This is a genomic window from Acinetobacter sp. TW_SC_4 (genome assembly GCF_054861205.1).
Genome location: NZ_CM142174.1, coordinates 134,664 through 156,379 on the forward strand (window position 1 = coordinate 134,664; position 21,716 = coordinate 156,379).

The 21,716-nt window shown below is 39.9% G+C and carries 11 protein-coding genes and 4 pseudogenes; 7 read left to right on the plus strand and 8 right to left on the minus strand.

Annotated elements, in window-relative coordinates:
* Positions 1-13: 13 nt before the first annotated feature.
* Positions 14-226, minus strand: a pseudogene (locus ACWM1W_RS00595) (hypothetical protein); the annotation flags it as partial.
* A 70-nt stretch (positions 227-296) separates the two neighbouring features.
* Here ACWM1W_RS00595 and ACWM1W_RS00600 point away from each other — a divergent pair.
* Positions 297-386, plus strand: a pseudogene (locus ACWM1W_RS00600) (IS982 family transposase); the annotation flags it as partial.
* 16 nt (positions 387-402) lie between these two features.
* Here the strand turns inward: ACWM1W_RS00600 and ppk1 are convergent.
* Positions 403-2,481 carry a polyphosphate kinase 1 gene (gene ppk1 / locus ACWM1W_RS00605; protein ID WP_005105077.1) on the minus strand — a complete coding sequence of 693 codons (2,079 nt, stop codon included), beginning with the start codon at positions 2,479-2,481 and terminating at the stop codon, positions 403-405.
* Positions 2,482-2,873: 392 nt separating this feature from the next.
* Between ppk1 and ACWM1W_RS00610 the strand changes: the two genes are divergently transcribed.
* On the plus strand, positions 2,874-5,336 hold the full coding sequence (locus ACWM1W_RS00610) for an ExeM/NucH family extracellular endonuclease (protein WP_200004097.1): 2,463 nt from the start codon (positions 2,874-2,876) through the stop codon (positions 5,334-5,336).
* Positions 5,337-5,628: 292 nt separating this feature from the next.
* Positions 5,629-7,539, plus strand: coding sequence for a bifunctional metallophosphatase/5'-nucleotidase (locus ACWM1W_RS00615; RefSeq protein WP_005105082.1), 1,911 nt, complete (start codon positions 5,629-5,631; stop codon positions 7,537-7,539).
* A 716-nt stretch (positions 7,540-8,255) separates the two neighbouring features.
* Here ACWM1W_RS00615 and ACWM1W_RS00620 read toward each other — a convergent pair.
* From ACWM1W_RS00620 to ACWM1W_RS00630, 3 genes and pseudogenes are all read right to left on the minus strand, one after another.
* Positions 8,256-8,554 (minus strand): annotated as a pseudogene (locus ACWM1W_RS00620) (hypothetical protein); the annotation flags it as partial.
* Between the two features lie 10 nt (positions 8,555-8,564).
* On the minus strand, positions 8,565-9,863 hold the full coding sequence (locus tag ACWM1W_RS00625; protein ID WP_034684101.1) for a Y-family DNA polymerase: 1,299 nt from the start codon (positions 9,861-9,863) through the stop codon (positions 8,565-8,567).
* A 23-nt stretch (positions 9,864-9,886) separates the two neighbouring features.
* Positions 9,887-10,390, minus strand: a complete 504-nt coding sequence (locus ACWM1W_RS00630; protein WP_034580556.1) for a LexA family protein — start codon at positions 10,388-10,390, stop codon at positions 9,887-9,889.
* A 264-nt stretch (positions 10,391-10,654) separates the two neighbouring features.
* On the opposite strand from ACWM1W_RS00630, the gene ptsP reads away from it, so the two are divergent.
* Genes ptsP through ACWM1W_RS00645 form a run of 3 tightly spaced genes read left to right on the plus strand, consistent with a single transcriptional unit; the run spans position 10,655 to position 16,145 of the window.
* Positions 10,655-13,519, plus strand: a complete 2,865-nt coding sequence (gene ptsP, locus ACWM1W_RS00635) for a phosphoenolpyruvate--protein phosphotransferase (RefSeq protein WP_005233291.1) — start codon at positions 10,655-10,657, stop codon at positions 13,517-13,519.
* Between the two features lie 6 nt (positions 13,520-13,525).
* Positions 13,526-14,458, plus strand: coding sequence for a 1-phosphofructokinase (gene pfkB / locus ACWM1W_RS00640; protein WP_004883949.1), 933 nt, complete (start codon positions 13,526-13,528; stop codon positions 14,456-14,458).
* Between the two features lie 4 nt (positions 14,459-14,462).
* Complete coding sequence (locus ACWM1W_RS00645) at positions 14,463-16,145, plus strand: fructose-specific PTS transporter subunit EIIC (RefSeq protein WP_375726001.1); 1,683 nt, start codon at positions 14,463-14,465, stop codon at positions 16,143-16,145.
* Between the two features lie 29 nt (positions 16,146-16,174).
* Here ACWM1W_RS00645 and ACWM1W_RS00650 read toward each other — a convergent pair.
* A pseudogene (locus ACWM1W_RS00650) lies at positions 16,175-16,410 on the minus strand (hypothetical protein); the annotation flags it as partial.
* 247 nt (positions 16,411-16,657) lie between these two features.
* Between ACWM1W_RS00650 and ACWM1W_RS00655 the strand changes: the two are divergent.
* Positions 16,658-20,005, plus strand: coding sequence for a DEAD/DEAH box helicase (locus ACWM1W_RS00655; RefSeq protein ID WP_375726002.1), 3,348 nt, complete (start codon positions 16,658-16,660; stop codon positions 20,003-20,005).
* A gap of 18 nt (positions 20,006-20,023) precedes the next feature.
* Here the strand turns inward: ACWM1W_RS00655 and ACWM1W_RS00660 are convergent, their stop codons facing one another.
* Positions 20,024-21,313: a type II toxin-antitoxin system HipA family toxin gene (locus ACWM1W_RS00660; RefSeq protein WP_375726003.1), complete on the minus strand. Its 1,290-nt coding sequence runs from the start codon at positions 21,311-21,313 to the stop codon at positions 20,024-20,026.
* The gene (locus ACWM1W_RS00665; protein WP_004282130.1) at positions 21,310-21,618 is read right to left on the minus strand and encodes a helix-turn-helix transcriptional regulator; all 309 of its coding nucleotides are present in this window, start codon (positions 21,616-21,618) and stop codon (positions 21,310-21,312) included. The genes ACWM1W_RS00660 and ACWM1W_RS00665 overlap by 4 nt, the downstream gene beginning before the upstream one ends.
* Positions 21,619-21,716 lie beyond the last annotated feature (98 nt).

Genomic DNA, 21,716 nt, shown 5'->3' on the forward strand with positions numbered 1-21,716 from the left:
CCCGGATATTTTTTTATAACATTTCATCCCTATAGCTATCAATATCCAGATGTTTGATCGTATTTGCAATACTGATGCTCATATTTTAGTAGCCGCGTATATAATCCGGCAAAGTGAATTAATTGCTGTTTTAGTTCGGCATACCGAGGATCATGGCTTGAATAAAAACGTAATTTTAGTCGTAGCAGGCAGGTTTTTTATAAGCCCAAAAACAGATTTTATGTAATGGGAACAAAAATCATGGCAGCCAAGGCCCAAGGAATTAAGAGCTTGGCTTTGTCCCTGATTCCGCGGATTTTAATTTGGGGATTTACGCATTGTTATGTGCATATCAACTCACCCATCAAAATAAGCCAAAAATTCTAATTATAGAATCAGTGGCTTAAACAGGATTCGGGTTAATTAAGATGTATGGTTTAATAAGTGCTGTTGTGCGATATACATGGGCTTATCCAAACTTGGTGTACATTGAATCCATGTTCCATCTGCTTGAAGCTCCCATGCACGGCGGTTATCTTGAAGATAATTCATTAAGCCATCTTGCAGAATTTGTTTACGAAGTTTTTTATCTTCGATTGGGAAACAGGTCTCGATGCGAGAGAATAAATTACGCCCCATCCAATCTGCACTGGCGCAATAAAGCTTGTTTTCGCCCTGATGGTAAAAATAATAAACCCGGGTATGTTCTAAAAAACGTCCCACAATTGAGCGGACTCGAATATTTTCAGAAAGCCCTTTCACTTGTGGGCGTAAGCAGCAAATTGAACGGACAATCAAATCGATTTGAACGCCCGCTTTAGATGCCCTATATAGGGCATCAATTAGTTGAGGTTCAGTTAAGGCATTTACTTTAATAATAATCTGCGCTTTTTTGCCTGCTTTGCTATTTTCAGTTTCAGTTTCGATGAGTTCAATCAATTGAGAATGCAGAGTAAATGGTGCATGAAAAAGTTTTTTCAATTTGACCATTTTCCCCATGCCTGTGAGCTCCTGAAAGACTTTATGGACATCTTCACAAATATCAGCATCACTGGTCAGTAGTCCATAATCAGTATAGATTTTGGCATTCATTGCATGATAGTTACCTGTGCCTAAATGAACATAACGTTTAATTTTGTCTATTTCACGACGCACGATCAGAATCATTTTGGCGTGGGTTTTATAGCCAACGATCCCATATACAACAACCGCCCCAGCTTCTTGTAATAGATTGGCAACTTCGATATTTGACTCTTCATCAAAGCGAGCACGTAATTCAATCACTGCTGTGACTTCCTTACCATTTCGTGCCGCTTCAGCAAGGACTTGCACAATTTCAGAATGTACACCACTCCGATAAAGGGTTTGTTTTATGGCTAACACATGTGGATCATGGGCTGCCTCTTTCAGTAGCTTAATGACCGGAGCGAAAGAGTGAAAAGGGTGATGTAATAAAACATCTCCGGTTTTTAATACCTCAAATATGGATTTTTTCCCATACAACACTTTCGGTAATTTTTGTACATGGGGAGGAAAACGTAACTCTGGCAAATTGAAGTTCGATATAAAGCGCGCCAGATTAAGCGGGCCGTCAATACGATAGAGTTGCTCTTGCTTAAGATCAAATTGTCCAAGTAAATAATCAATAATATTTTCAGGGCAATTTTTAGTCACCTCAAGTCTTACAGCCCGACCAAAGCGCCGTGAGGATAGTTCATCTTTTAAGGCAATTGCTAAGTCTTCAACATCTTCTGAGATAGTTAAATCTGCATTACGTGTGACCCGAAATTGATAACATCCAGTGGTGGTTACCCCTGGAAATAACTCATGAAGGTGTTGCTGAATAATGGCTGAAAGTAGAATGTAGTGTTCATCCTCGCCAGAAATACTATTAGGTAACTTTACTAATCTAGGTAATGATCGTGGTGCGGGAACAATCGCCAAATCAATTTTTCGTCCAAATGCATCTTTACCTTCTAGGGTTACAATGAAATTTAGACTTTTATTCACTAGCCGAGGAAAGGGGTGGGCTGGATCTAAACTGATAGGTGTGACCACAGGTCGAACTTCATTATGGAAATAGTCCTTAATCCATTCTTTATGTTTTTCGAGGATGTCACCATACTGAATGAAATGAACACCATGTCCTTGCAGTTGTGGTAAGAGATTATAATTAAGTATTTTATACTGTTCTTCGACAGCTTCGTGTGCAAGTTTGGAAATGGTGGTGACTATATCTGAGAGGAGTGAGTTATCTGGACGAGCTCTAGCATGATCTGAAAGTTCAATTTGTTGCATTAAACTGGCAACTCGTATTTCAAAAAACTCATCCAGATTACTTGAAAAAATAATTAAAAAATTTAATCGTTCAAGTAAAGGGTATTCAGTATCTTTCGCCTGTGCCAACACCCGCTTATGAAACTCAAATAGTGAGAGCTCTCTATTTATATACTTTTTTAACGGATGTGATGAAGAGTTTGAAGACACATTTAAGGTAGTCATTTATGGCTCTTATAAAGTCAGATTGCAGCGCTGAAGGAAGCTAATAGAAAATTCTTTAAAGCCTTTGAAAGAGGTTAATTGACTCTTTGTAAATAAAAAATGACTAATTCTGTAGAAAGGCTAAGAATTAAACTTTATTCAACTAAGCATTCTGTGACTGTTTCATGACATATTTATGACATCGTACTGTATTGTTATTTCATCTGGGTAATATTCAGACTTTTATCTGAATTTAGAAGAAAAGGGGCAACGTTGATTTAAACCGGGACAACTTGGGGGCTTAATGAGAAAAATTCTAGAAAAGCGATTTCACTAAAACTGTCATCAGTTATTCATAGTGATGTCATGTATAAAAACTAAGCTATTTTGAATTTTAACAACTGTTCAAAATCATTATGAATATAAAACCAAAAATATTGAGTTTAAGTTTAATACTTATGGGGTGCTCGTTTTCTGCACATGCACAATTAATGTTTAGTCAGTATATAGATGGTACATCTAATAAAAAGGGTTTGGAAATCTATAACCCTGACAGTTTAACAGTGAACTTAGCTGATTATGAGATTCAACAATTTACTAATGGTTCAACCACGAAATCTGCGACTTTTCAATTAGAAGGTTCATTGGCAAGTAAAGCAAAATACATTATTGGTCGAACAGAGTTGCAGGCAGTAATTGGTAATAAAGTCAATCAAGTGGCAGGACTTGCATTTAATGGAGATGATACCTTGGTCCTGTTTTATAAAGGTACTCCAATAGACCGTTTTGGTCGTGTGGGAGAGGATCCAGGTACTGGTTGGGGAGTGGGTTTTAGTAGTTATCAAAATAGTTTGTCACGTACTAAAACTTCAAATAATGTAACTTCAATTGATCCTGCAACAGCATTTGAGTTAGAAAGCGAATGGTCTAAATGGTCTGATCGAAATGAGTTTTCCCAGTATTTAGATACAAGCGCGCCTATAACCTCCCCCGTTACTCCTATCAGTTGTAATACAGCAGATACGGCGATTGCGGACCTACAATCTGCCGCAGAAAATCAACCATATGTTGTTCGTGGTGTTATTACCGCAGACTACCGTTATGACAATGGTTTTTCTGGTTTTTATATACAAACGCCCGATAGTAAAGCCAAATCCAATTTAAGTAATGCTATTTTTGTCTATCTTCCTGCAAGTAGTAAAATCACTGGAGGAAAAGTAGGTGAAGAGGTTATTTTAAAAGGTCGTTTAACCTCATATCAAAACCAACTCCAAATAGATCAACTTGATCAAAATATTCAAACCTGTCATACACAAGCATCCAATACAGTCACGGCACAGGCACTTAATTTACCGTTTACCAGTTTGACGGAGATAGCAGGAAATGTACCTAAACGCTATCAAGGGATGCTGGTTAAAATCCCACAAACTTTAACGATAAGTGAAAATTACAATTACGGTCGTTATGGTGAGCTATCTTTAAGTTTAGGTCGCTTGTATATTCCAACTAATCTATATCCTGCAAAATCTGCTGAAGCAGTTGCATTAGCCCAGCAAAATCTGCTTTCTAAAATTATCTTGGATGATGGCTATAATAATCAAAATAGAACACCATTACTTCCGCAAAACTTCAATGCCATAAATACATTAAGAACAGGTTCTGAACTGAAAAATGTTGAGGGGATTTTAGAATATCGTTTTAATGCATGGCGAATTCAACCGATACAGGGGAAGGTACAACCTGAAATTATCAAGGATACTAATTTACGTCCTTCAACGGTGATTCCAAAAGATGTTAAACAAATTCGCGCTGCGGCTTTTAATGTCTTAAATTATGATAATGGTTCAGAAAAAGGTTTCCCAACAGAACGTGGTGCAAGCTCAGAAACTGAGTTTAAGAAGCAACATCAAAAAATTGTCAGTGCTTTAAAAACAATTGATGCCGATGTGTATGGGTTAATGGAAATCGCAAATAATGGTTTTGATGATAAAAGTGCAGTGGCATACTTATCGCAAGCCTTAGGTGCAGACTGGAAATATGTCATTCCAACCCAAATGACAAAATTAGGTACAGATGCAATTGCAGTTGCGATTATCTATAACAGTAAGCGCGTAAAACCTGTAGGTGAGCCTGCAGTTTATGATGATCAGACTGAAAAGAACCGTGTCACCATGGCGCAAAGTTTCCAATCTGTAAATGGTGGAAAAATATTTACGATAGTACCCAATCACTTAAAGTCGAAAGGCAGTTGTCCTACCGATAAAACTCTGGCCGATGCTGATCAGGGTGATGGTCAAGGTTGCTGGAATGCAACACGTTTAACTGCAGTACAAGAACTTATGCAGTGGATTGCAAAAAATCCAACACAAGTGGCTAAACCAAATTATTTGCTGGTCGGTGATATGAATAGTTATGCTAAAGAAGATCCGATTTTAGCATTAGAAAAAGCCAATTATAAAGTCTTGCTCAATGACGAAAAAATTGGACAAGGTAAAACAGCCTATAGTTATGTATTTGGTGTTGCAAGTGATGCCAATGGCAATGGGGGCGCAGGAAACCTAGACCATGCAATTGCTGATGCAGACTTATATCCAATGGTGAAACGCGCTTTTGCTTGGCACATCAATGCTGATGAGCCGACGGCCTTAGACTATAACGAAGAATATAAAACAGATGAGCAAATTGCAGCATTCTATAGCGATGATGCATTCCGTTCTTCCGATCATGATCCTGTAATTGTTGATATGGATTTAAACGAAAATATATCGAGTAATCCTGATACAGGAAAAATAAGCGGTGGCAGCATGGGGATCTGGTCAATGTTAACCTTAACGGGCCTCGTTTTAGTTTCCATGATACGCAGACGTAAATTTTGATATGAGTTCATCGACTGTAAATTAAGAAAACTGACGAAATAAATTTAATCTATAAGGGGAAATTTCATATTTCTCCTTATTTTATTGAGTGCTTAAAAAATTAGCCAAGCAATAATCAAACATATGCTTATTCAAAATTTATAATTTAAGCTTGGGGCATGAAATGAAAAGTTCCCTAATGGGATAACTTAACCATTTGTTAAAAAACAATTAGAAAAAATAGTGAATGTCATGAATTTTAAACAGCAGACCTACATGATGTTTGTTTAAATTATAATCAGGTGGGGTGGTCATGTCTTTTAATAATAAACTAACTAGGTATTCGGGTTTTACATGCAGTTTATTAGTTTCTAGTATGTTTTTAACTGGGTGTAATAATGATAGTAAAGAAAATACGAATATAACGCCTGTTATTCCTCCTAAACCGCTGGAAGTCAATTTAGTACATATTAATGACAGTCATTCACATTTGGATGAGGAAAGTACTATATTAATGCTTGAAACTTCGATGGGTAAACGTGAAGAAATACAAGTCTCTAATGGTGGTTTTGCACGCGTTGCTGCGTTGATGAATACTTTGGCAAGCACTGAGAAGAATCCAATAAAAATTCATTCAGGTGATGCCATTACTGGGGACCTCTATTTTACTTTGAAAGAAGGTGAAGCAGAGGCAGATCTCATGAATAGTGTTTGTTTCGATACGTTAACGCTAGGTAATCATGAATTCGATAATACGGATGATGGCTTAAAAAAATTTATTGGATTCTTAAATGATAAAGGTAATTGTGAAAATAAAACCCAAGTCTTGAGTGCAAATGTCGAGTTTGGAAAAACTTCAGCACTATACCAAACTAACCTTGTTAAACCTTATACAGTTATGGAAAAAGAAGGGCAGAAAATTGCTTTAATTGGTTTAACGATTGCCAATAAAACTAAAAATGCTTCTCGACCAAATCAAGATACTGTATTTAATGATGAAGTAGTTACTGCACAAAAATATATTGATGAGCTAAAACAGCAAGGCATCAATAAAATTATTGTTCAATCTCATTTAGGGTACGGGTTAGAAAAAGATTTAGCCACTAAATTGTCAGGCGTTGATGTCATTGTTGGCGGAGATTCTCATACCTTGCTGGCAGATGCGAAACTTAAAAGTTACGGTATAAGCCCAGAGGGTGACTATCCCACTGTATTAAAAAATAAAGATGGTGATCAGGTCTGTGTTGTACAGGCATGGCAATATAGTTATGTCGTCGGACAACTCAAAGTCAACTTTGATGCCGATGGTAAAATTGAAGCATGTGCAGGAAAAGCCAATGTATTGATTGGCGATGATTTTAAACGTACAGCTAAAGATGCTCCAGCATTGATGAGTACGGAACTAGATTCTATTAAGCGAGATATTGAAAATAGTAACTCCTTACGTATTGTACAGCCTGATGCTATAGCTTTAAGTATTTTAGAACCGTATAAAGTCGCTAAAAACTTATTAGGCAAAGAAAAAGTTGCCATTGCTAATGATAATTTATGCTTACGTCGTGTTCCAGGAATGACCAAAGATACATCACGTTCTAGTTTAGGTGATGTCTGCAATAAAGCAGATTTTATTAATCAGCATGGGGGTGATGTACAGCAGCTGGTTGCCGAAGCATTTCTACAGCAAGGTAAAAAATATTTTAATGCAGATATTTCAATCCAAAACGGAGGAGGGGTAAGGGTAGATCTGCCTCAAGGTGATATTACGGTAGAGAAAATTTATACAGTGCTGCCATTCAAAAATACCTTAGTACAATTAAATGCAACTGGCCAAGAAATTAAAGCAGTGCTGGAAGATGCCATGGATGCTGTTACGAGTAATAACACAGGCAGTTATCCATATGCGGGTGGACTACAATGGGATGTAGATTTAACTAAGGCAAAGGGTCAGCGTTTATCCAATTTAAAGGTTCGAAATGCACAAGGTCAATATCAGCCATTAAATATGAATCAGACCTATCAAGTAATTACCATCAACTTTCTGGCTGATGGTCAGGACTTTTACACAAGCTTTAAAGACATTACTGGTGAGCGTCGTATAGATGTGGGATTAGATTATGCAGAAGCATTTTTGCAGTATGTAGAAGGGTTACCTGGTGAAAAAGGGCAAAAGGCCTTGTCCCGATTGCCAGTTGAGCAATACAGCACGCAAAATTATAAAGAATAAAAAGGATTTATTGATAAAAGATAAAAATTTTGGCTCAGACCGATCCATAGTTTTAAAAAAAAGAAGCTCCATTGAGCTTCTTTTTTTTAAAACTATGGATTAGAGAAATATTACTTTTTAAATTTTCATTCAAATTAATTTAAAAGGGGAAATAACTATTCCGATTCGTAAAGCGTATATTTGGTCTATATAGTACAATGGAAGTTGATTACATAGTTTTTGCTGGAAAATCTAAGGTTTGTCGTAATTTTTTGAAAGACGTTAAGTGATATTTAAGAATCAAATAAACTATTTTCATCATAGTGAAATAATTTGATTTTATATTTAGTGCAAATAAATAATACTGAATAATTAGTGATACAGCGCAAATTGATCTGTTTAATTTGGGAGAGTTAAACAGATTTTTTTCTTGAAAAAAATATCTAATCCCTAGCCGAAATTGTTACGGCACTAACAGCCCCGTCAAGTTATTGAGCGGGGTTTTTCTTTTCTTATTGGTGGTACACATGGATGCAGTCAATGCAAAGAGAACCTTAAATAAATTACACAATGAGTGAAAGAGATATGAAAACTTTGAACCGACATTTATAAACAGCTAACAGGTGATCACTATTGATGATAATGATGCCTAGTATTTACATGCCTATGAAGAATATTTAATCCAATATTAACCAGGAATATCTATTTAAATACAAATAGAACAGTGGGTTAATTTTTTAAAAAAGTCGCTCTTGGTGTAATACAGTCATAGGCTTATGTAGGGTAGCAGGTGATATGTCATCTAACTCATTAAGCTGAACAGATCGTGGGCGGCCAATACACGCTAAGCAAAACTAAAATTGCAGAGCATGACCATCTTTTACTGAATAGAGCTGCAGACGAGGAAAATCCTCTAGAGTCGATGGATATTTATCTATTGATGATTTTACTAATTTGAAAAGTTGAGGCTGTTGTTTAACATCTAACTTTTTTGCAAATCTTGTCCAAGTAAGTGCCAAAATTTGGCAGGAAATAAATCATTCAAATTATTTCACATTCAATAATTGATCCCACTTGAAGTAGTTTTGAGTTAGCCGATCTCTTGACATGTTCCAGGTTCTATTCGGTAACGTACTTGCTCCTAAAGCCAGCTTGGTTTTGCCAAACTTATGATGGATTTCCTCAAGTGAATCCATCAGGTTATTGTCTAAGCTTATTTGCTTCATGTCAGTGAACAGGTCATAAATATGGGAAGCTTTAGGCTCCAGGCACGTCAAGATCACGCCACATTTCTTAAAGGCAATATCTTTGGTATACAAGTCATCAATCATCGTGGTAGCAATTTTAGAGAACACTAACAGGTTGTCAGTAGGTTCTTGTAAAGTCACTGCAGCTGACTTGCTGTAATAAGGTCTATACGTGTCAAACGGGTTAGATTGTACGAAGCCAATTATATAACCACACAATAAATTTTCACCTCTTAAACGAGTAACTGCATCTTGCACATAGAGGCTCATAGCTTCTTTTAAGTCGTCAATATGGTAAATCCTTTGTCCAAAAGAACGGCTTGCAACAATCTGCTTTTTTGGTGCCCGCGTATGCTCTAGCTCTATACATGAAACACCCTGCAATTCCAGTAATGTCCTATGCATGACGATAGAAAACTGATCTCTGATCATCAGAGGCGAAGCCATAATGAAATCCATGACTGAGTGTATCCCCATGCTGTTGAGCTTTTGGCTGTGCTTCCTGCCAACTCCCCAGATTTCACTCACTTCTATAGCTTGGTACAGATCTTCAGCAGAGCAAGGATCCATTGAAACTAGGTTGCATACACCGTTCAGATAAACATTCTTTTTCGCAATGTGGTTTGCTAGTTTTGCTTCTGTCTTAGATCTGCCAATGCCAATACATACTGGTAAACCAAGCCAAGAAAAAATACGCTGACGAATGTGCTGGGTATAGTCAGTTAAGTCGTAATTTCCCGCATGGGCTGTCAGATCGAGAAAACATTCATCAATAGAGTAAATCTCCTGTTCTTTAGGAGAAACAAAGTCGGACAGGACTTTCATGAATCTGCGTGACATCTCTGTATACAGGGCATAATTGCTAGAAAGCACTTGGACCTGATGCTGTTCAACGATGTCCTTGATCTGAAATAGAGGAACACCCATCTTAATGCCTAGGTCCTTGGCCTCTTGAGAGCGGGCTACAGCGCAGCCATCATTATTAGACAGGACAATTACTGGTTTATCTTTTAGACCAGGGTTAAAGATGCGCTCACAACTCACATAGCAATTATTAATGTCTACTAAAGCGTAGATTTTCTGAGAATATATGGTCATTGGGCAGGAAACCAATAAAGAAATTAACGATTTCTAAATGACTTAATGACAAAAGTAACCACACCCCAAATCACCATTTCCTGGCCATCTTGCAGATGAATGTCTGAGCAATCTGGATTTTCAGCTTTAAGCCAACGATAATTATTTTCGATCATTAAGCGTTTTACAGTGAAATCATTGTCGATCAGTGCAATCACGATGTCTTCATGTTTGGCGTCAATACTTCGGTCTACAATCAGTTCATCATCAATCTCAATACCTGCATCTCGCATAGAAAGTGAAGCGACTTTCACCACAAAGGTTGCTGCTTCATTTCTAATCAAGTGTTCATTCATGTCTAGAGTTTTATCTACATAGTCTTGGGCAGGGGATGGAAAGCCAGCAGCGATTTTCTCAGCGGCTAAAGGAATTTTCATGTAGGTGGATGACTCTACAACAGAGATTGAAGCAATATCATTAAAGCACGGTGAACCGTACCGGGTTTGTCGGAGACCAAACTTTCTGAGATGAGACGCATTGCTTCTCAAGACGTAGCGAAGCGTAGTGATCCGATGAAAAAAGTAAAATATACCCCCTGAAATCAGATAGAGCGGTTCAATTAGAACTAAACCCAACTATCGCAACACTGAGCTCTGGAGAATCTCGTCGTTTCTTAATTGCGTCGTAATGATGATCATGAAGATAAAATCAAAAAATACAGATTTTTGTGTAAATCCTGAGTAGAATTCGACTTATTTTTTCTGCAGTAAAAAAGCATGGCTTCTCACTATGCTGCTTTGCAAGGACGTTTTATGCTCGCGCTAGATATACAACATGTTCGAATGAAACAACACGCCACTGATAAGGCACAAGCGTTGCAATGTCTAGTCGATATCTTAGTCGAAGACCAATTGGTTACACCTGATTATATTCATGGGTTGACCGTGCGCGAACAACAAAGTGCAACGTATTTAGGGCAAGGAATTGCCATTCCGCATGGGACGCCTCAGTCTCGCCAATGTATTTTAAAAACTGGTATTCGTCTGGCACACTTTCCTGAAGGAGTTGTTTGGGACGGTGAAAATAAAATTTATTTAGCAGTGGTGATTGCTGCGAAATCAGATGAGCATTTGCAAGTCTTACAAATTTTGACGCGAGCTTTAATTAATGATGTCGCTGATCAAGTGAAACAGGCTCAATCTGCAGAGCAAATTATCGCATTATTACAAGCCCAACCCGCATCTTTGGCATTGCATGAAAATTTAATCGCCACCCAAGTTCCCGCACTTGATGTAGAAGATTTAATTTGGCAGGCAACACAGTTGCTGAAACAGCAAAAAATGGTGGAGTGTGGTTTTCTGTCGGGTTTAAACCTAAACAGCATGATTCATTTAGGGGAGGGGGTCTGGTCGATCACTTCTAACCAGCATGTTTTGAGCCCAGCTGTAAGTTTGGTAAAAGCGGAACAGGTTTTAAGCCATCAGCAGGAAATGCTCAAGACTTTGGTGTGTATTGCCAGTAATGAGCAACTGGATATGCAACGGTTTCAACGGTTAATGGATATTTTGTTTGATACTGAACAAGTTCATACCCTCAACCAAGAGCAAGATAGTCACCAGTTGGCGCAGTTAATTGGTGCTGAACTGATTCCTGATTGGCCATCTCGTCGTATTGTCTTAGCTAACGCTCATGGTCTACATGCACGTCCCGCGACACACTTGGTCAATATGACCAAGAAATTTGCAGGGGATATTCTCGTTGCTGTAGATGAGGGGGCTTACGTTTCGGCAAAAAGTTTAACCAAATTATTAGCCATGGGGTGTCGTCGTGGTCAAACTCTGACTTTTATTGCACAACCCGATACCGATGCTGTAGCAGGCTTAGAACAGATTATTGATGCAGTTCAACAAGGTTTAGGAGAAGAAGTTGAAGCTGTTGACCTTGTATCTCATCAGCATAGCAGTAGTGCCCCAGTCGTAAATAATTTGGAATTAATGCCTTTTGAATCACATGGCGATACGGGTAGCTGCGGTATTGCGGCATCAACTGGCCTTGCTTTTGGTCCTGCACATGTGGTGAAGCCACATGAATTTAGTTATGAACGTCGCGGACAGAGTTTTAAAGCTGAGAATGAAAAGCTTGAAATTGCACTTCATCAGGTGAAAAATAACTTACGTCAATTCATTGCACATACTGAATCTACTGCCATTAAGCAGATATTCATGGCACATTTGGAAATGCTGGATGATCCAGACCTCCTCCAAAGTGTACAACGCGGTTTAAAGCAAGGGTTGTCTGCTGCAGCAGCTTGGCATGATCATATTGAAGTGGCTGCTACCGCACAGGCTGCACTTAGCGATCGTTTACTGGCAGAGCGTGCGGCTGATTTAAGGGATATTGGTGAGCGTGTTTTGGCTGCTTTGTGCGGTGTGGCCGATGTCACAGAACCCGAGCAACCTTATATCTTAATTATGCATGATGTTGGCCCGAGTGATGTAGCGCGTCTGAATAAAGATCGTGTTGCAGGCATTTTGACCGCGGTTGGTGGAGCGAGTGCCCATAGTGCTATTGTGGCACGTGCTCTGGCTATTCCAGCAGTCGTAGGTGCGGGTGTAGCTGTTTTAAATATTGAGAACCATGCCACAGTGCTAATTAATGGGGATAGTGGTGAGTATGTGGTCTCACCCGAGCAAAATCAGATTGATCATGCCATTGCAGAGCGCCAACGCCAGCGTGAGTTGCGAGAACAAGCGGAACAGCATTGTTTAGAACCTGCCATCACACTGGATCAACATCAAGTTGAAATCGCAGCCAATATTGGCAAAGTGGGCGCTACGATACAGGCTGTGGCCGATGGGGCAGAAGCAATTGGTTTGCTACGCACAGAATTGGTCTTTATGTCACACAGCAGTGCGCCTGATGAGGCTACACAGGAAGCCGATTATCGGGTGGTGTTAGATGCTTTGGCGGATCGTCCATTAGTGGTACGTACACTTGATGTGGGCGGGGACAAACCTTTGCCGTATTTGCCTATTGAAAAGGAAGAAAATCCATTCTTGGGCTTACGTGGTATTCGTCTGACTTTACGTAAGCCAGAGTTGTTACGTCAGCAATTGGTTGCTTTACTTAAAGCAGCAGATAATCGCCCATTAAGAATTATGTTTCCGATGATTGGGCGGGTTGAAGAATGGCGAGCGGCAAAAGCAATTTTGGATGAGGTTCGCATACAGCATCCATGTGAAAACTTACAAGTCGGTATTATGATTGAGGTTCCTGCGGCAGCATTGTTGGCTCCAATTCTTGCTCAAGAAGTTGATTTTTTTAGTATTGGAACCAATGACTTGACTCAATATACTCTGGCGATTGACCGTGGTCATCCACTGTTGTCTGCTGAAGCTGATGGTTTACATCCGAGTATTTTGTTATTGATTGATCAAACTGTTCGGGCAGCACATCAGCATGGTAAATGGGTGGGCATTTGTGGTGAATTGGCTGCTGATCCAAAAGCTGTGCCTGTATTGATAGGCTTGGGCGTGGATGAGTTGAGTATGTCGAGTACCAGTATTCCATTGGTGAAGGCGCAAATTCGTGGTTTGAACTATATAAATTGCCAACAGGTCGCTCAGCAAGCCTTAAGTTGTGACAGTGCAACTGCCGTACGTGCATTGGTGGAGTAATTACGAATGGCTAAGATATTAAGCATTACTCTGAATCCTGCAATTGACCTCACCGTGCAATTGGATCAACTAAAAGTTGGCGAGGTCAATCGTCAGTTAACGGCCCAAAGCCATGCAGCAGGTAAAGGCTTAAACGTGGCACAGGTCCTTAAGGATTTGGGACATGAACTGATTGTGAGTGGCTTTTTGGGGCAAGACAACCGTCAAATTTTTGACCATCATATCCAGCAAGAGCAATTTGATAACCAATTTATTTATGTTGCAGGTGAAACACGACAAAACATTAAAGTTGCAGAAGCTTCTGGTCAGATGACTGACATCAATGGCAAGGGCTTTTTTGTAGATACCTCAGCAAAACAACAACTATGTGAACGTTTATCTCAACTGATTTTAGAAGTTGATGTGATTGTGATTGCTGGCAGTTTGCCACAAGGGTTTTCTGCAGAAGAGCTTTCGACACTGATTCTATGGTTACAGTCTGCTGGTAAAAAAGTCGCAGTAGATACCAGTGGTGTTGCGTTGAAAGCAGCAATTGCTGCCCATCCTTGGTTGATTAAGCCTAATACAGATGAGTTGACGGAAACCTACCATTTGCCAGCAGAAACGTTTGCAGAACAGCAGCATCTTTTTGCCAGTTTAAATAGTCAGATCGAACATATTGTGGTCTCGATGGGTGAAAACGGAGTGAACTGGCTTCACCGCACGCAACCCCTGCATGCTACTGCACCGAAAGTCACCGTCCAAAGTACGGTGGGTGCGGGAGATTCCTTGCTGGCAGGTATGATTCATGGCTTGTTGAGTTCAACTTCCCCAGAAGAAACATTGAAAACAGCAACCGCAATTGCGAGCAACGCTGTGACCCAAATTGGGTTTGCCCTTCCAGACTTTGCTGTTATTGAAGATTTGAAATCGCAAATCTCAGTCCAATCATTGAGTTAATACGATGCAAGAGATAAAACATATTTTATTTGTGCCACATAGTCCCGAGCAGCCGATTAATGCAGTGATTTTGGCCAAAAAACTCTCCAAAGCAGCGACAGCACTTGGTATTTCCAATGATGTGGCGACATCAGTCGAGCATCTCGATTTATCAAATGTTATTGATACAGTTGTTTTTGTTGGACAGAAGTCGGTAGATGCGGATCAACTGCGTGACAAGGTTGTGAAAGTCATTGGTTTGAATAACGCACAACACGATGCGATCATGCTTTTGCAACAAGTTCTTGAGCATTCAGATGCTTTAGATGAAACTACTGCAGCCAATGTAGGGATTACACGGTTTGTCGCCATTACAGCATGTCCAACTGGTGTTGCGCATACGTTTATGGCGGCCGAAGCCTTACAACAGGGTGCAGTAAAGCACGGTTATCAGATTGATGTTGAAACCCAAGGATCGGTTGGGGCTAAAAATATTTTATCGGCAGAAAGTATTGCCAAAGCAGATGTGGTGATCTTAGCAACGGATATTGAGGTCAATACAGATCGCTTTGTAGGCAAACGTGTATATCGCTGCAGTACAGGATTTGCCCTTAAGCAAACGGATAAGACTTTTGCAAATGCAATTGCTGAGGCCAAAGTGCTTGAAACGGGTAAGCAAACAGCCACTAAGACAGAAAATGAAAACAAAGAAAAAACTGGAATTTATAAACACCTTTTAACAGGGGTATCTTTCATGCTGCCGATGGTGGTGGCGGGCGGTTTGACCATTGCCATCTCGTTTATGTTTGGCCTCAATCCTGTTGAAGGAAGCTTTGCCGCATCCTTAAAGCAAATAGGTGCTGCAGCATTTACTCTTATGGTACCTATGCTGGCAGGTTACATTGCTTATTCTATTGCGGATCGTCCGGGTTTAACTCCAGGTTTGATTGGCGGTTTACTTGCCACACAATTAGAGGCAGGCTTTCTCGGTGGATTAGTTGCAGGTTTTATTGCAGGTTATATTGCGTTATTTTTATCGAAGCAGCTTAAACTCCCAAGTAGCTTAGAAGCATTAAAACCAATATTGATTATTCCACTATTGGCCAGTTTAGCTGTTGGTTTAATCATGATTTATGTGGTTGGACAGCCTGTTGCACAATTGTTTGAATTACTCACACACTTCCTTGCCAATATGGGGACGACCAATGCCATGATCATGGGGATTATCCTTGGGAGTATGATGTGTATTGATGTTGGAGGGCCAATAAATAAAGCGGCTTATGCCTTTACGGTGGGCTTACTTACGTCACAAACATACGGACCGATGGCGATTACCATGGCTGCGGGTATGGTACCGCCATTGGGTATGGCAATTGCAACTTTTCTGGCAAAGTATAAATTTACCAAACCTGAGCAAGATGCAGGGAAGGCTGCTGTAGTTCTGGGCCTATGTTTCATTTCGGAAGGTGCTATTCCGTTTGCTGCCAAAGACCCGATTCGAGTGCTTCCATGCGCGATCGCAGGTGGTGCTGTAACTGGGGCTTTGGTTGCATTATTTAAATGTGAACTAGTCACTCCGCATGGCGGTGTAATGGTGCTGATCATTCCGAATGCGATGAATTATCCATTAAAATATTTATTGGCGATTGCGATTGGAAGTGTGGTGACTGGTGTAGCTTATGCCGTGATAAAACAACGGTTAGAATAAGCCCTTCATAGAAGCTTTGTGAAAGCTATTTAGTGCAATAAATGAATATTATGCTCAATCCAATTTGGATCAGTTGGAGAGTCTCTGCTTGAATTTGTCCAGGTAGTAGGTCATGAGCGATATTGCTGAACCGGATTGCAACCTTACAAATCGAGCCAATAATTTCATCAACTTCTTGGACACAAAGTTCCGCTTCCTGAGTACCAAGTTTCACAAGAGCTTGTCGAGGAATATTCAGTGCCTCACCCATGATATCCATTTGATGTGCAGGAAAGTTCTAAACCTCTACTGATCGCTTCTGCACTGTATTCAAAGGCGATTAATGGCCGACCTGTGATTGCGGTTGAGGAGACCAATGTACCCCAAAGCCAATATTCACCCCATCCATTGTAGTAAACATTAAGTTTTTGAGCATGGATTTATTTCCTTTTGATACGTTGGCGAGCACTACTGTTCTGAAATGACAGCTTTGTCCGTTATAATTGTATAAACATTTTTGGTTTCTGGTAATTATGTCCTCATTGATCAATTTTCTATCTCGCTTTAGTACTGCAACTCTTCAGCGCAGTCTGAGCTATGCTAAACACATTGATAGGGAAACGATTGAATTCTTTGAGGACAAAGACGGGGTTACGATGTATGCCCAAATTGAAGGGACAGATTATTACGATACTGCAATTACCTATAATCCCCAAAAAGACCGTTTAATCGATGACGATTGCACTTGTCCGGTTGGATATAACTGTAAACATGCTGCTGCTTTAGCGCGGTTATTCTTTCAAGAATATCGTCAGGAATTTCAGCAGCGTTATGCTGACTCTCAATCCCCGCAGGGAATCGCAAAACGCCAACGGGGGGATGATCAGGCGCAGCGCTGGTTGAATGATTTTAAACGGTATTTACAACAGACTGAACCAGAGCAATCTGTCAAAACAAACAATTATTTAATTTACCTGCTAGATCAGTCTGTCAGCTTAAAGAAATTGACAGTTGATGTTCAGAAGGCCAGACGCAATAAAAATGGCTCAATTGCGGGGGAAAGTTATTATACCCAATATGAAAATATCACCAGAAAGCATCTGACTTTAGCTGAACAAAAACGACAATTATTTAACCAGATTTATTATTATGCCAAAATAAACAGTGACGAACGCTTTTATCAAAGCAATCTCGATATCTCCAGCATTTTATTGGAGCATTTCAAATCTTTTATTCAAAGTGGCGATGTGTACTGGCAAAAAAAGAGCCATACTGCACTTCAATGGTCAGAACAAGGCTACAACATCGAATTTAGATGGGAACAAGGGGCTAAACAACAGACAGAGCATTTAAACATTGAATTGGTCAATGGTGATATTCGACTCGATTTGAAATTAAATCCACATATTCAGATTCTCGCGAGCCAGCCACCGTGTTATGTGGATATTCAACAGAACACGGTGGGCCAGTTATATGGTGAATATACGGCAAATCTTCTGTACCATTTTTTACAGATGCCTGATCTTCCATCTATGCTCTTGCCAGAGTTTGAGAAACTGACTCATCAATATTCAGACGTGAAAAATCTACCTCAGCCCGAGTCTATTCAGCATATTGATGTCCTTGAGGGAAGTCCCCAGCCAATTTTACGCTTCGGTGTTTTAGATAAATTTGATTGGAAATGGGAAGAGTCTGTTTGTGCCGAAATTGAATTCTCCTATGTAGGCGGACGAATAAAAGCAGGTACATCAGGTGACAGTTTTATTGGTGAGCAGCATGGCAAAATGGTGCGACAGCTTCGGAACTTAGTTCAGGAACAACAGTCAATCCAGCGTTTACAGCTATTGGTCGAATCACTGAAGTGGGTGAAAGATCTTAATTATTACCAGCAATTAAAACTGGATAAACAACGTCTTGATTCTATGGTTTTTGCGTTCTATGGAGACTGGATCAAACAGCTGATGCCCATCAATCAAATTGAATTGATTGGATGGCAGATAGAGCATCTGGAACACAGCCCATTTAAGCTGCAATATGTTGAAAATTTAAATATTTCCATCACTGAATCTGAAAGCCAACAAGACTGGTTCAATATCGGGGCGACCGTTCAGGACAGTGCAGGCAATAGCTATGATTTACTCGATGCACTTGTGGCTTTGGTGAAAGAACAGCCTGATTTACTTGATCCACGGATTTTTGGTCATCTGAATGACAGTCACATTTTCACCCTGAAAACTGCAGCGGATCAACCAGATTTGGCTTTATCCGCAAAGGACATTAAGCCGGTATTGTTGCATCTGCAGAGCATTTTACAGCAAGAAGAGCGTAGCATAGATCGCTATGATGCGAGTCAACTATTAGAATTACAACATCATCTGGGGATGGTGTGGCAGGTCAGTAATCGCCTGCAGCAATTTGCGCAGAAATTCAAACAAGGCTATCAGCAACAACTGCCGACACCACAAGGTTTTCAGGGGGAATTACGTCCATACCAGCAGCAGGGCCTAGGCTGGTTACAGTTTTTAAGGGAAACCCAGCATGGCGGGATTCTGGCGGATGATATGGGTTTGGGTAAAACAGCACAAACTTTAGCCCACTTACTCATGGAAAAGCAGGCTGGTCATTTGCAGGACAGACCCGCCTTAATTGTTGCACCCACATCGCTGATGCATAACTGGTTCAAAGAAGCGGAAAAATTTACCCCTGAGCTCAAGGTACTGCTGCTACAAGGCCCCGACCGCCATCAGTATTTTGAGCAGATTTCACACTATGATATTGTGTTAACCACCTACCCGCTCTTGGCGAGAGATGAAGAGCAACTGAAGCAATATGAATATCATCAACTCATTCTGGATGAAGCGCAGAATATTAAAAATCCGCGTGCCAAAGCTGCACAGGTAGTACGGCAATTAACAGCGCGACATCGTCTATGTCTAACTGGTACACCTATGGAAAATCATTTGGGTGAGCTGTGGGCACTATTTTATTTTCTAATGCCAGGATTTTTATATTCACAAGAAATCTTTAATAAAAAGTACCGCTATCCTATTGAAAAACGCGGTGATCAGCAGTTAAGGCAAAAGTTGGTAAACCGCATTAAACCCTTTATTTTACGTCGCTTGAAAACTGACGTTGCCAAGGAATTGCCTGAAAAAACCACGATTGAAGTCAATATTGACATGAATGAGCAGCAATCCAAGCTATACGAGGCTGTTCGCGCCACGATGCAGGCAAATATTCAGAAAATTGTGGCAGAAAAAGGCTTTAAGCGTAGTCAAATCCAAATTTTAGATGCCTTGCTGAAGCTGCGTCAGGTCTGTTGTCATCCTAGCTTGCTGAAACTGGATTCAGTTAAAACCGGGCAGGCGTATTCTGCCAAACTTGAACAGTTGATGGATATGGTTGTTCCAATGGTGGAAGAGGGACGAAAAATTCTTATTTTCTCTCAGTTTACCTCAATGTTGGAACTGATTGAACAACAGCTCCATCACGCAGAAATTGGCTATGTGAAGCTGACTGGAAAGACCAAAAAGCGAGATGAAGTCATTACAGCATTTCAGTCTGGACAAGTGCCGGTATTTTTAATCAGTCTGAAAGCAGGAGGGGTTGGTCTGAATCTAACTGCCGCAGATACGGTCATTCACTATGATCCATGGTGGAACCCTGCTGCTGAAGATCAAGCTTCAGATCGTGCATGGCGGATTGGACAGGACAAGCCGGTATTTGTGTATAAGCTGATTACCAATAAAAGCATAGAAGAAAAAATTATTGCCTTGCAGCAGAATAAAGCAGAACTGGCACAGTCTATTCTAAGCACAGATCATGAGGGAGAAGTGAAACTGACGGAAAATGATGTGATGAAATTGTTTGAGAAATTTTAGCTTGGTTACAGGTTTCCTCTAATCATCTGTAAGTATCTGAAAGTCTGGATGCAATTTTTTCCAATGTTCTCTTAATTTTTCTTTATGAACAGAAAACATAGGTAAGTCTAGTAATAGCACTTGCCATACTGACCGTGCTTTGTCCATGATCGCGTGAAGTTGTTTTTCAATAACACGCCATGGAACACCGACTTTTTCAGCCCATTGTTCAAAGTGTTTCATCTCAGCTAAATACCAATCTTTATTTTTGGCAAGATTCAATGCGAAATGAAGCTCATTTTCAATATATACACTAGTCATCAATATATCGTATGCGGGAGATAATCTTGGTGTTCTTTTGTCCTGATAAATCATACTCCAGTTTTTTAAGTGTGCATCTCCATTGGCGAGCAAAATGTTGACAAGTAAGTGGCTGGCAACTTGCTGAATATCAAGAATTTTGTTATATGAAAATTGATAAATGATCTTTCCTATCTGCTCATAATTTGTGGTGCTGTATTTCTGCTGTGGATATGCACCGAAGATCTGAGCAAAGTCTTCGATGTGAATAAGCTCTGTAGTATCAGCAGTACTCTGTCTATCAAATCTTTTGATTGCAAAAGCATATTGCTCTTGGGGTAAATTTAATGGTAGAAGGTTTTGTAAGAGTGCCATATCCACCAAGCGAATCTCAGAGACATCTATTCCGACCATTTTGGCAAGGCTCATCATAGGATATTCATTTAGCGGAACAAAAGCATGTCTGGAAGAAGGAGTTTTGACAATCCAGTCCCCGTGTAGAGACGATTCCGTTGCCTGGACTAGTGTAAAACGCCCATCTTTGGCTTTCATGGAAAACTTCATTTGGACGCCGGCCAAGGAAAACTTATTATCTGTTCGGATCTCCTGTTTTAAGATCTGATCTGGATTAGAGATCTGCAGTTTGAATTTTATTTCATCTGGAATTTCTTCTGGATCTAATGGAGTCGCAATGAGTGCTCCAGGTAAATCATGACCTAAAGCTGCCAATAACTGAAATTCATTGTCTATATGTACTTTGAGGCTTTGTGCAATCAGTTCGCGTAATGCACCTTCTGGTAGCAAGTTTGATAGCAAGGGATGTAAACGCTGATGTGTAACATAGGTCTTTTCTAAAATCCTATCCACTTGAGGATACAAGGGGGAAGTCAGCAGGCTCAAGGTCGGGCGTTGCTGATCAGAGCGGAAGGAATCTGTAAAAACCAGAATATTTTTTCCGCTCTGAAATCCTGCCAAGTATCCAACGATACCGTGATGTAATGTTAATTTCAGGACGGCAACAGTATTCATGGTTCCTCTCCTCCGAGAAGACCCTTCCATGGGTTAGTCATTAAGTCATCCTGATCTTCAATAGTGACTTTAATTTCATCATTCAATAATTGTCTGATCAAATGAACCTTATCATCAGGAATGAGCATCAGTTGAGCATTTAATCCTGCCGCTATAATTTCTAAGGTCTCTAATCGAGGGTTGCCCTGACTTTCCAGTTTTTGGTACTGCTGTCTTGAAATGCCTGTACGGGATTGCATATCAACTTGCTTTAAGCCCAATTGGGTTCGTCTTTTTTTGATTTGCTGAAGTAAAGACTTATTCATTGTAGATACATTTATTGCTTTTAGGTCCTGTAAGAAACATATTAGTTTCTTTTTTTTGAAAAGCAATTTATGACTTTATCATTTCGATCTGTAAAAGC